Origin of the sequence: Microbacterium sufflavum, from assembly GCF_023101165.1 — a bacterium.
In the GTDB taxonomy this organism is placed as follows: domain Bacteria; phylum Actinomycetota; class Actinomycetes; order Actinomycetales; family Microbacteriaceae; genus Microbacterium; species Microbacterium sufflavum.
In genome coordinates this window covers 1,477,378-1,489,006 of record NZ_CP078076.1, presented here as the reverse complement: position 1 = coordinate 1,489,006, position 11,629 = coordinate 1,477,378, and the positions used below count along the sequence as shown (strand labels likewise).

At 69.4% G+C, this 11,629-nt stretch carries 11 protein-coding genes; 1 reads left to right on the top strand and 10 read right to left on the bottom strand.

Going from position 1 to position 11,629, the window contains the following annotated elements; all coding sequences use genetic code 11:
* Positions 1–7: 7 nt before the first annotated feature.
* The 7 genes from KV394_RS07340 to KV394_RS07310 all read right to left on the bottom strand — a co-directional run bounded on the left by KV394_RS07340 (position 8) and on the right by KV394_RS07310 (position 7,678).
* Positions 8–736 carry an amino acid ABC transporter ATP-binding protein gene (locus tag KV394_RS07340; protein WP_136032829.1) on the bottom strand — a complete coding sequence of 243 codons (729 nt, stop codon included), beginning with the start codon at positions 734–736 and terminating at the stop codon, positions 8–10.
* Entirely contained in the window at positions 733–2,211 is a 1,479-nt protein-coding gene (locus KV394_RS07335; RefSeq protein WP_247982692.1) for an amino acid ABC transporter substrate-binding protein/permease, read from the bottom strand. The genes KV394_RS07340 and KV394_RS07335 overlap by 4 nt, the downstream gene beginning before the upstream one ends.
* Positions 2,212–2,331: 120 nt before the next feature.
* The gene (locus KV394_RS07330) at positions 2,332–3,417 is read right to left on the bottom strand and encodes an ABC transporter ATP-binding protein (RefSeq protein ID WP_136045573.1); all 1,086 of its coding nucleotides are present in this window, start codon (positions 3,415–3,417) and stop codon (positions 2,332–2,334) included.
* A gap of 2 nt (positions 3,418–3,419) precedes the next feature.
* The gene (locus tag KV394_RS07325; RefSeq protein WP_136037310.1) at positions 3,420–4,313 is read right to left on the bottom strand and encodes a carbohydrate ABC transporter permease; all 894 of its coding nucleotides are present in this window, start codon (positions 4,311–4,313) and stop codon (positions 3,420–3,422) included.
* The gene (locus KV394_RS07320; RefSeq protein WP_247982691.1) at positions 4,306–5,232 is read right to left on the bottom strand and encodes a carbohydrate ABC transporter permease; all 927 of its coding nucleotides are present in this window, start codon (positions 5,230–5,232) and stop codon (positions 4,306–4,308) included. The genes KV394_RS07325 and KV394_RS07320 overlap by 8 nt, the downstream gene beginning before the upstream one ends.
* A gap of 10 nt (positions 5,233–5,242) precedes the next feature.
* Positions 5,243–6,574 (bottom strand): ABC transporter substrate-binding protein, encoded by a 1,332-nt coding sequence (locus tag KV394_RS07315; RefSeq protein WP_206251909.1) that lies wholly within the window; start codon positions 6,572–6,574, stop codon positions 5,243–5,245.
* Between the two features lie 75 nt (positions 6,575–6,649).
* Positions 6,650–7,678: a Gfo/Idh/MocA family protein gene (locus tag KV394_RS07310; RefSeq protein WP_247638236.1), complete on the bottom strand. Its 1,029-nt coding sequence runs from the start codon at positions 7,676–7,678 to the stop codon at positions 6,650–6,652.
* 134 nt (positions 7,679–7,812) lie between these two features.
* On the opposite strand from KV394_RS07310, the gene KV394_RS07305 reads away from it, so the two are divergent.
* Entirely contained in the window at positions 7,813–9,030 is a 1,218-nt protein-coding gene (locus KV394_RS07305; RefSeq protein WP_136045569.1) for an ROK family protein, read from the top strand.
* Between the two features lie 46 nt (positions 9,031–9,076).
* Here KV394_RS07305 and KV394_RS07300 read toward each other — a convergent pair whose 3' ends face one another.
* The 3 genes from KV394_RS07300 to KV394_RS07290 form a co-directional block, all read right to left on the bottom strand.
* Positions 9,077–10,624 (bottom strand): DHA2 family efflux MFS transporter permease subunit, encoded by a 1,548-nt coding sequence (locus KV394_RS07300; protein WP_136032822.1) that lies wholly within the window; start codon positions 10,622–10,624, stop codon positions 9,077–9,079.
* Positions 10,621–11,247: a PadR family transcriptional regulator gene (locus KV394_RS07295; protein WP_136036709.1), complete on the bottom strand. Its 627-nt coding sequence runs from the start codon at positions 11,245–11,247 to the stop codon at positions 10,621–10,623. The genes KV394_RS07300 and KV394_RS07295 overlap by 4 nt, the downstream gene beginning before the upstream one ends.
* Before the next feature lie 87 nt (positions 11,248–11,334).
* Positions 11,335–11,547: a hypervirulence associated TUDOR domain-containing protein gene (locus tag KV394_RS07290; RefSeq protein ID WP_136032818.1), complete on the bottom strand. Its 213-nt coding sequence runs from the start codon at positions 11,545–11,547 to the stop codon at positions 11,335–11,337.
* Positions 11,548–11,629 lie beyond the last annotated feature (82 nt).

The following is an 11,629-nucleotide window of genomic DNA, read 5'->3' as shown; positions in this document are numbered from 1 at the left end:
GGATCGGTCAGAGCACCTTCGACAGGAAGTCCTGCAGGCGCTCGTTCTTCGGGGAGCCGAACAGCTCGGCGGGCGCAGCCTCCTCGACCACGACACCGCCGTCCATGAACACCGTGCGGTCGGACACCTCGCGCGCGAAGCCCATCTCGTGCGTCACGAGCACCATGGTCATGCCGCCCTCGGCCAGGTCGCGGATCACCTGCAGCACCTCGCCGACCATCTCCGGGTCGAGCGCACTGGTGGCCTCGTCGAACAGCATGATCTCGGGGTCCATCGCGAGTGCACGGGCGATGGCCACCCGCTGCTTCTGGCCTCCGGAGAGCGACGCGGGCTTGGCGTCCGCCTTCTCCGACAGTCCCACGCGCTCCAGCAGCGACAGCGCCCGCTCGCGCGCCTGGGCCTTGGTCATGCGGCCGAGCTCGACCGGCGCGAGGGTGATGTTCTCCAGCACGGTCATGTGCGGGAACAGGTTGAAGTGCTGGAAGACCATGCCGATGCGCTGGCGCACCTCGTCGAGCTTGACGCTCTTGTCGGTGAGGTCGACCCCGTCGATGACGACGTGCCCCGAGGTCGGCTCCTCGAGCTTGTTGAGGCACCGCAGCAGCGTGGACTTGCCAGAGCCGGAGGGCCCGATCACCGCGACGACCTCGCCGTCGTCGACCGTGAGGTCGATGCCCTTCAGGACCTCGTTGTCGCCGAACGACTTGTGCAGGTTCCTGACGTCGATCTTGCTCATGCGTTGAGCGTCCTCTCCAGGCGGTTCGCGAGCAGCGTCAGCAGCGTGATCACGACGAAGTAGATGATGGCGACGATGGTGAGCACCTGCGCCGACAGGTAGGTGGAGGCGATGATCTGGCGCGACACGAAGGTCAGCTCCGCGAGGCCGATCACGCTGATGAGCGAGGTGTCCTTGAGGGTGATGATGCCCTGGTTCACGAACGAGGGGATCATGATGCGGAACGCCTGCGGCAGCACGACCTTGCGCATCGTCTTCCAGTGGCTCAGGCCCAGCGAACGCGAGGCCTCGGCCTGACCGGGGTCGACCGCCTGGATACCGCCGCGGATGATCTCGGTCATGTAGGCACCGGTGTTGAGCGACAGCGTGATCGCACCGGCGACGAACGGGTCGAACTTCAGGTCGGGGATCAGCTGCGGGATCGCGAAGAACACGAAGAACGCCTGGATCAGGATCGGGGTGCCGCGGAACACGTACACGTACGCCGTGGCGACCCAGCGGAACGGCGCGAACTTCGAGATGCGCCCGAAGCCGAAGATGATGCCGAGGATGAAGGCCGCGACCACCGCGACGATCGTGGCGAGGATCGTGAGCCACAGACCCTGCATGAGCGCGGGCCAGTACTTCACCGCGACGGAGATGATGTCGGTGGGCTGCGCGCTCTGCTCGCCCTCACCCGAGGCGAGGTACGTGTCGACGATCTCGTCGTACTCGCCCGAGTCCTGGAGGTTCGCGAGCCCCGCGTTGAACATCTCCAGCAGCTCGGCGTTCTGCCCCTTGTTGACCGCGAAGCCGTACTCGCCGCCGAGCTCCGGATCGCCGATCAGCCGGAAGCCCGACCCCTGCTGGATGCCGTACGCGAGCACCGGGAAGTCCTCGAAGTAGCCGACCGCCTGCCCGGCCTTCACGGCATCGACCATGTCGGTCGTGTCCTGGTACGGCGTGATGCGGAAGCCGTACTTCTCCTGGTTCTCCTCGGCGAAGGTCTGGCCCTGCGTGCCGGTCTTGACCGCGACCGCCTTGCCGTCGAGGTCGTCGAGCGACTCGATGTCGCTGGACTCCAGCACCCCCAGCTGCACGCCGCTGGTGAAGTAGGGGTCGCTGAAGTCGAACGTCTGCTGGCGCTCCTCGGTGATTGACATGCCGGCCATCACCGCGTCGACCTGGTTGGACTGGAGGGCCTGCACGGCGGCGTCGAAGCCCAGCTGGCGGATCTCGACCTCGAAGCCCTGGTCCTTCGCGATCGCGCGCAGCAGGTCCATGTCGATGCCGACGAGCTCGCCGTTCGCGTCCGTGAACTCGAACGGGGCGAACGTGGTGTCGGTGCCGATCACGTAGGTCTCGCCCTCGGCCGCGGCGGGCGCGGCTCCGGCGAGGAGCGCCCCGGCGGCGACGAGCGCGGCGAGCGCGGACGCGGTCGCCGTCCGGGCGAAGCGGCGCAGGCGGCGCGCCGTGGAGGATGGATTTCGGCTCACGTCGAGTGCTCCTCGGAGGTTCGGATGGGGCGACCCGGCGGCCGCCGACCATCCACCCTAACCCTGTGAACCCGCTGAACCGGAACGCGGGAGTCCGCGGAACCCGCGTAATGAACCGGCTCACGACACGGCGAGGCGCCTCCCGGTCTCGGGGTCGAAGCAGTGCAGGCGCGCGCGGGTCAGGTCGACCACCACCGCGTCGCCGACGCCGTAGGAGCCGAACCCGGGGACGCGCACGAGGAACTCGACGTCGCCCATCGTGAGGTGCACGTCGGAGACGTTGCCGAGCGGCTCCACCGCGACGACGGTGCCGTGCGGCTGCTCACCGGCCAGCGGTCGCCGCAGGTCGCACTCCTCCGGGCGCAGTCCGACGCGGATCTCCTCGGGCAGCGCACCCGACTCCACACCGAACGCGGTCCCCGGGAGCACGTGCCTGCCACGCTCGCCCCGCTTCGCCGTGAACAGGTTCATGCGCGGCTTGCCCACGAACGACGCCACGAACTCGGTCGCCGGCTCGTGGTACACCTCGTACGGGCTGCCGTACTGCTCCAGCCGCCCGCGGCTCATCACGGCGATCCGGTCGGAGAGCGTCATGGCCTCCTCCTGGTCGTGCGTGACGTAGACGCTGGTCGCGCCGAGCTCGCGGTGCAGCACCTTGAGCTCGCTGCGGGTCTGGTCGCGCAGCAGCGCGTCGAGGTTCGACAGCGGCTCGTCGAACAGGAACACCGCGGGGCGCCGGGCGATGGCGCGGGCGAGGGCGACGCGCTGCCGCTGTCCACCCGACAGGCTCTTGGGCTTCACGTCGAGCACGTGGGCGATGTCGAGCCGTCGGGCGGCGTCGCGCACCCGGCGGTCGATCTCGTCCTTGGCGACCTTGCGCATGCGCAGCCCGAACGCGATGTTCTCGTAGACGCTCATGTGCGGATACAGCGCGTAGTCCTGGAACACGAACGCCAGGTCGCGCTTGTCGGGGTCGAGGTCGTCGACCCGCCGCCCGTCGATGAGGATCTCCCCGCCCGAGATGTCCTCCAGTCCGGCGATCATGTTGAGCGTGGTGGTCTTGCCGCAGCCGGAGGGACCGAGCAGCGACACGAAGTGCCCGTCCTCGATCACGTAGCTGAGGTCGGAGACCGCCTTGCGGGCCTCGTGCCCGCGCTTCGGGCGTCCGTACGACTTCTCGACGCCCACCAGTTCGATCTGTGCCATGATCAGCCTTTCACCGCACCCTCGGTCATGCCGCGGATGATCCATTTCTGTGCCACGAGGGTGAGGATCAGGACCGGGATGGCCGTGATCACTCCCGCCGTCGCCGCGGACGTGTAGTCCATCGCGAACAGCCCCTGGAACGCCGCGGTCTTCACCGGCAGGGTCACGGCGTTGTTCGACGTCAGCACCTTCGCCAGGAAGAAGTCGCTCCAGCTGGTGATGAACGCCAGGATCGCGGTCGCCGCCATGCCGGGCGCTGCGAGCGGGAAGGCGATCCGGTACATGATCTGGAACCGGTTGCACCCGTCGATGCGGGCGGCGCGTTCCAGGCTCGGCGGGATGTCCTCGAAGAACCCGACCAGCATCCAGATCACGAGCGGCAGGATGAACGCCGTGTACGTCGCGATCAGCCCGAGCAGCTGGTCGTAGAGGCCGACCGAGCGCAGCAGGATGAACAGGGGCACCGCGAGCACGATCACGGGGATCGCCTGCACGGTCATCATGCTCAGCAGCAGGGGCTGGCGACCGCGGAACTTGAACCGGGCGATCGCGTAGGCGCAGGCCGCGCCCACGGTCATGCAGATGATCGTGGTGGAGATGCCGACGATCGCGGAGTTCGCCATCGGGGTGAGGAAGCTGCCGTCCGACAGCAGGCGCACGTAGGACTCCACGGTCAGCAGGGACGGCGACAGGTCGGGGGTGCGGCCCTGCAGCGCGCTCGACGGATACACGCTGAACACGAACATCCACAGGAACGGCGCCAGGAAGAACGCCATCACGAGCACGAGCAGCACCGCGCACACGACGGCCGTGAGGCGGCGGCGTCCGCGTCGCGACACCCGGCGCCCGCGCGGGCGGGCGGTGGTGACGAGGGCGGTGGTGGTCAGGTCAGGCATGCGCCTCTCCCCTCTTGCGACGGAACCCGCCGAACAGCAGGATCCAGAACACGGCCACCACGAGCACGAGGATCATGATCCCGACCGCCATCGCCGAGCCGTAGCCGCGGTCCAGGTTGCTGAAGTTCACCAGGTACGCCAGGAAGTTGATGGTGGTGGTGCCCTCGGCCGGGCCGCCGGAGCCGCCCGTGAGCACGTAGATGGTGTCGAACACCTTGAGCGACCACATCGACTGCACGATCAGCGCGAACATCAGGGCGCCGCGCATGTTGGGCAGGGTGATGCGCCAGAAGGCCCGCCACGGTCCCGCGCCGTCGATCGCCGCCGCCCGGTACAGGTTCGACGGGATGCCCTGCAGCGCCGCGAGCATCAGCAGGCACAGGAACGGCAGCAGCTTCCACATCTCCGCGAACACCAGGATGTTCATCGCGAGCGCGGGGTCGGACAGCCACTGCACGTTCTCCTCCGTGAGACCGAGTCCGCGCAGGATCGTGTTGGCGATGCCGGTGCTGCCGTCGAAGATCAGCTTCCACATGATGCCGTTCACGACGGGCGGCACGGCCCACGGCACGAGCAGCAGCACCCGGGCGAACGTGCGTCCGCGGAACTCCCGGTTCAGCAGCACCGCGATCGCCACGGCCAGCGCGACCCCGCCGATCACGGTGATCACCGAGAAGTACGCCGTGCGCTCCATCGCCCGGTGCACCGCGGGGTCGGTCAGCAGCTGCCCGTAGTTCTCCAGCCCGATGAAGGGGTGCTCCATGCCCAGCTTGTCGTTCCACTGGTGGAACGACATGAACACGGCGTAGCCCATCGGGTAGCCGAGCAGCATCGCGATGATCAGCACCGCCGGCGCGATCAGCAGGAGGCCGAAACGCAGATCCCGCCGGCGGCTCCTCTCCAGGAGGTTGACGCCCATTCCCCGAGCCCTACTTCAGGTACTTCTTCACGAGGTCCTCCGCCGTCTTCTGCGCCGACTCCAGCGCCTCCTTGGGGGAGGTCTTGCCGTTCATGGCGTTGATGAGCTGCACGGAGAGCGCCTGGTCGAGCTCGTTCGACCAGGGCGTGCCGTAGCGCTTGGTGACGTACTCGGTGGACTGCTCGTAGGTGGACAGGATGGGCAGCGCCTCCCGCGCGGCGGGCTCGGCCAGCACCGTCTGCGAGACGGGGAACCAGCCCTCCTTCTCGACGATGTCGGTCTGCACCTTCCCGGTGGTGACGAACTGCAGCCATGCCAGGGCCGCTTCCTTGTTCTTCGAGAACTTGCTGATCGCGAAGCCCTCGGAGCCGTCGATCGACGCCGACCGCACCGACATGCCGGGGAGCAGGCCGTTACCCACCGTCGCGGCCGAGGTCGCGGCGCCGGCGGCCGTGGCGACCGCGTACTGGAACGGCCAGTTGAACACCATGCCGGTGCTGCCGCGGGCGAAGAGGTCGGCGAGGTCGGACGCGTTGGTGATCTGCAGCGAGGAGGGGTCCATCACCTTGTGCACCTGCAGCAGCTCGACCATCTTCGACAGCGCCTCGACGCCCGCGTCACTCGCGAAGGTGGGCTTGTAGTCGGCGTCGTAGAACTCCCCGCCGTTGAGCAGCAGCGCGCGCAGGAAGTTCTGGTACGCGCCGGCGGGGTTGCCCATGTCGCACGCATAGCCGTACTGCCCGCCGCCGGTGAGGGCCTTGGCCGCCGCGACGAACTCGTCCCAGTTCGCCGGGCCCGTCTCGGGGTCGAGCCCGGCCCCCGCGAACAGGTCCTTGTTCCAGAACATGGTCTGCGCGCTGACGAACTTCGGCAGGCCGTACACCTTGCCCCGCCACGACACCGCGTCGAGCGCCGGCTGGATGAGGTCGTCCGGCACGGCGGAGGGGTCGAGCTCCTCCAGCCATCCGGCCTGCCCGAACTCGGCCGACCAGCCGGCCCACGTCATCACGACGTCGAACGACGAGTCCTGCGCCGCGAACATCGTGGCCATCTTGTCGTGCAGGTCGTTGAAGTTGCCCTGCTGGTAGGTGACGACCTTGATGCCGGTCTGCTTCTCGAACTCGGCGATGGCCCAGTCCTTGAAGATGCTGTTGGTGTTGTCGTCGAGGATGCTGATCTGGCCGGAGGGCTTCCCGGAGCCGGCCGTGAGCGGTCCGGTGCTCTGCTGCCCTCCGCCTCCGGGGGTGCAGCTCGCCAGGGCCATGGCCCCGACGGCGAGGCCACCGAGCTGGAAGATCTGACGCCGGGAGAAGCCCCGGCTCATCGACGGTGATGCGTTCATTTCCTTGCTCCTTCGTGCAGTTCCGGACGGATGTCGCGTGGTTTCGGGTCTCGCGGTGGTGCAGGTGAAGCGGGGTCAGACGGAGATGGAGACGACGTCGCCGGTCTCGAGGGCGGTGTGCACCGCCTCGATCGCGGCGGTGATGAGGAGGCCGTCGCGGGCGTCCGGCACGTCGACGGGCTCCCCGCGGAGGAGGCGGACGAAGTCGCCGACCATGTCGATGGGCACCCCGTGGATGCGGCCGGCGCGCTCATGCACGGCCGACTGCACGAGCTGCCCGCGCTGCGCGTCGTAGACGATCACACCGTCGTCGGCGCCGTCGATGTGCACGACCTGACCGGCGGACTGGATCTCGTAGCGGAAGTCGAACACCGACGGCATCGACTCGGGCAGCACCCACGACGAGTTGAGCGCGACGTGCGAGCCGTCGGCCATCGTGAACACGGCGTTGACGCGGTCCCACGTGTCGATGCCGGCCTCGGTGAGGCGGTCGCGCGCGCCGACCGCATACACCGATACCGGGTGCGTGCGGCCGATCCAGCACGCGAGGTCGAGCGAGTGCGGCATGAGGAACCACGCGGGCGAGCTCTTCGAGGACCACGACAGCATCTCGGTCGGCACGAAGATCGTGTCGTTGAGGTTGATGATCTGGGCGCTGATCCTCGGGTCTCCGTCGGCGCCGAGACGGGTGCGCACCGCCGAGTACCGCACGTTCCAGCGGTTCTCGAAGCCGACCATGACGCGCACCCCGGCGGCGTCGGCGGCTTCGAGGATCGCCCGCGCGTCGTCGACCTCGGTGGCCAGCGGCTTCTCGATCATCAGGTCGAGACCGGCCTGGGCGCAGAGCACCGCCGCCTCGCGGTGGGCGAAGTCGGGGGTCGCGATCACGACGCCGTCGAGGTCGGGGTGGGCGGCGAGCAGCTCCTCGGTGCTCGCATAGCCCGGAACGCCCAGCTGCGCGACCATCGCGGACAGCACGCCGGGGCTGCGGTCGCAGATCGCGACGAGCTCGGACTGGGGGTTCTCCTGCAGCGCTCTGGCGAACATGCCGCCGCGGATCCCGCCGCCGATGACTCCGACTCGTGCCGACCTGCTGTGGTTCACTGCCTACCCCACTTCGTCATGGATGCCCGCGCGCCGCGAGGTATGTATGACACTAAACCATACATTCTTCCTTGTAAACTGATCCGCAGACGGAGCCATCGCCGCCACCCGTCGCGACCGGAAAGGCAGGTGCCATGGCACCGTCAGGCAAACCGCAGGCCGACCTGGTGTTCTCCGACCAGAGCTCGCGCCGTCCGCTCATCACCACGAGCGCGATCGGAGCCGCGAACCGCCGCCGCGTGCTGGAGACCCTGCACCGCCTCGGCCCCTCCAGCCGCGCGCAACTGGCCCGCTCGCTCGGCGTGAACCGAGCCACGATCGCCACGATCCTGCAGCCCCTGCTCGACTCCGCCACCCTCGTCGAAGGCGACCCCGTCGCGCCGTCCGAGGCCGGAGGCAAGCCGGCCCGACCGCTCTGGTTCCGCGGCGACGGCCCGTGGCTCGGCGCCGTGCACCTCTCCCCCGACTTCGTCGTGGCCGCCCGCATCGCCTTCGACGGCACGATCCACGAGATGCACCACGCGGCGTATAGCCGCGACGCGTCGACCGACGAGATCACCGCGTGCCTGCACCAGGTGACCGACGGCTGCTTCGCGGGAGAAGCCCTCGTCGGCATCGGCGTCGCCGCGGCGGGCATGGTCGACACCAGCACGGGCAGCGTCATCTCGATGCACCTCACCCCTGGGCTCAACGGGCTCCCGGTCGTCGCGCTGCTGGAGAAGCGCTTCGGCGCCACCACCCTCGTCGACCACCACCCGCGCGTCCAGGCACTGGGCGACCGGTGGTTCGGGCTGGGGCGGGAGATCCAGGACTTCGCATCCGTGTACACCGGTGAGGCGCTGGGCTTCGGGATCGTGCACGGCGGCGAGGTGCTCCGCGGCGAGAACGGTGCCGGGGGCGAGTCCGGCCACACCATCGTGCAGCTCGACGGCGACGAGTGCCGGTGCGGACGGCGCGGCTGCTGGGAGACGGTCGCCACGCTGGGCTGGCTGCGCGACCGGGCCGCGGCCGACGGCCTCCCGCACGCCGACACCCTCGACTCCCGCAGCCTCGCCGCCCTCGTGGCGGACGGCTCGGACGACGCCGCGGCGCTGCTCGACCTGTACGCCCGCAACCTCGCGATCGGCATCGCGAACAACGAGCAGATCCTCGCGCCAGGGCACTACATCATGCACGGCGACGCCTGCACGGGCGGCGAGGCGCTGCGCACGGCCCTGCAGACCTGGGTCACCCGGCTGGCACCCGAGCGCGGACAGCCGCCGACGGTGTTCTTCGCGGAGGACCCGGATCAGATCACGCTGCTCGGGGGCGCCGGGCTCGTGCTGTCCTCGGTCTTCAGCACCCAGGCCTGACCCCGGGGCGCAGCCGGAACGGGGGAGGGCTGGACCCTCCCCCGGCTCACGCGGGAGGGGCGGGGGCCGCGGTGGCCGGAGCCGCCGCGTCGTCACGGTCGTAGCGACCGAGGAACAGCGCGGCCACGAGCGCGACGACGATCACGGCCGCGGGCAGCAGCAGCGCCTGCGCCATACCCGCCGCGAAGCCCTCCGCCACCTGCGGCGGCAGTGACCCGCCCCCGCTGATGCCCGCCGGCGCGTCCGACAGTCCGGGCAGGTTCGCCTCCAGCCGCGACTGCATGAACGCGGCGATCGACGCCGAACCGATCACCGAGCCGATCGTCCTGGTCGTGTTGTAGATGCCCGCGCCGGCACCGGCCTGCCGCGGCGGCAGCTTGCGCGTGGCCGTGGTCGCGAGCGGACCCCACATGCCCGCGTTGCCGATGCCCATCAGGGCCGACGGCAGCAGGAACATCAGGATCGGGGTGTCCATGGTCGTCAGCGCCGAGTACCAGAGCAGCGCCCCACCCACGCAGAGCAGTCCGGGGATGAGGATCACCCGCGGGTCGACGCGGTCGAGGATCTTGCCGGCCACGGGAGCCAGCACTCCCGACAGCACCGCCATCGGGATGAGCAGCATGGCCGCCTCTGTCGGGGTGAGCCCGCGGGCCGTCTGCAGGAAGAACATCATCGGCAGCGACATGCTGGTGACCGTGAAGCCGACCGCGGCGATCGCGACGTTCGCGCCCGAGAAATTGCGGTCGCGGAACAGCCCGAGCGGCACGAGCGGCTCACTCCGGGTGCGGGCCTGCTGCACGATGAACAGCGCCAGCACCACGACGCCCGCGATGATCAGGCTCCACACCGAGATCGGACCCCAGATCACACCCCAGTCGAACTTCTCGCCCTCCTGCAGCCCGAACACGATCAGGAACAGGGCCACGGCGCTCAGCACGACACCGACGAGGTCGAAGCGGTGCGGGTGCGTCTTCAGCCTCGGCACCAGGATCCACGCGAGCACGAACGCCACGACACCCACGGGCAGGTTCACGAAGAAGATCCACTCCCAGCCGAGGCCGTCCACCAGCAGGCCGCCCGCGAGCGGACCGACGAGCGTGGCCACGCCGGCGGTCGCCCCCCACAGCCCCATCGCCGCACCGCGCCGCTCCGGCGGGAAGGTGCGCGTGATGACGGCCATGGTCTGCGGCGTCATGAAAGCGGCGCCGAGGCCCTGCACGGCACGCGCCGCGATCAGGCCCTCGAGGGTGGTGGACAGCCCGCACCACAGCGACGCGAGCGTGAACACCGCGAGCCCGATCAGGTAGATGTTCTTCGGGCCGAAGCGGTCACCGAGGCGTCCGGTGATCAGCAGCGGCACCGCGTAGGCCAGCAGGTAGGCGCTGGTGACCCACACGACGTTGTCGAGGTTGTTGGTCTGCGGGTCGAGCGCGGCCTTGATGGCCGGGTTCGCGACCGACACGATCGTGGTGTCGACGAGGATCATGAAGAAGCCGATGACGAGCGCCCACAGGGCGGGCCACGGGCTCTTCGGCGCGTGACCGGCCGCGAACGGGCCGGTCTGAGGCCCTGCGGCCTGGCGGGATTCGGTCATTGCTGTGCAGCCTTTCGCTGAGCGCGGTAGCGGTCGGAGTCGTCGAAGGCGTCCGGCCCCCAGGGGAGATCGTCGCCGTCGAGGCGGGTGAGCAGGGAGTCGAGCCAGCGCAGCTCCGCGTCGAGCAGCGCCTCCTGTCGCTCGATCTCGACGAGGACCTGGGCGGGGACGCCCTTGGTGCGGGCGCCGCGGAGCCCGTCATGGTGCAGCGCGTGCGAGTCCCGGAGGGCGGCGCGGCGGTCGTGGAGCAGCGCGACGACATCGGTGCGTTCGAGGTTGTGGGCCTCGGCGAGCGCGACCCGGGCGTCGACCTCGCGATCGATGCGGGGCAGGGCGCGACGCACCCAGGAGACCACCGTCTCGCGCCCCGCGTCGGTGAGCGTGTAGGTCGTGCGCTCCGGCCGCTTTCCGTCGCGGTCGGTCCCGACCTCGGCGAGCAGCCCCGCCCGCTGCAGCCGGGCGACCGTGTGGTACAGCGTGCCGTTGGTGACGGTGATGAGCCGATCGTCGTGCCGAGCGCGCAGCAGTCGGACCATCTCGTAGGGGTGCATGTCGCTCTCGCGCAGCAGCGCGAGCACCATCACGCCGAGCGGCGTGAGCGCGTCCACCGGGTCCTTCGCCATGTCCCCACCTCGATTAGTCCATGTGGACTATACGCCCGATCAGGCTCCCGCGCCACGTCGCGCGCGGCGATACCGGTTCCGGGCGTCTCACCCCAGCCGACGCAGAGCGGAGCCCTTGTGCGCCGCACGATCGCCGCTCTTCTCCGACTCCACGAGATACGCCGGCTCCTCGTCCGAGGCGGTGAAGTGCTGCCCCGCGAACGTGAAGTCCTTCGTCCGCTTCTCGACCACCGTGCCGCGCGTGCGCCCCTGCGACGTGTTCCAGCTCACCCGATCGCCTTTCGCGAGATCCTTCGTCATACCCGCTCCCTTCGATGCGGCGATCCTCGCCCCGGGAGCACGCGGCCCGCGCTCCCCTTGACTTCTGTGCGGGCGCCGCCAC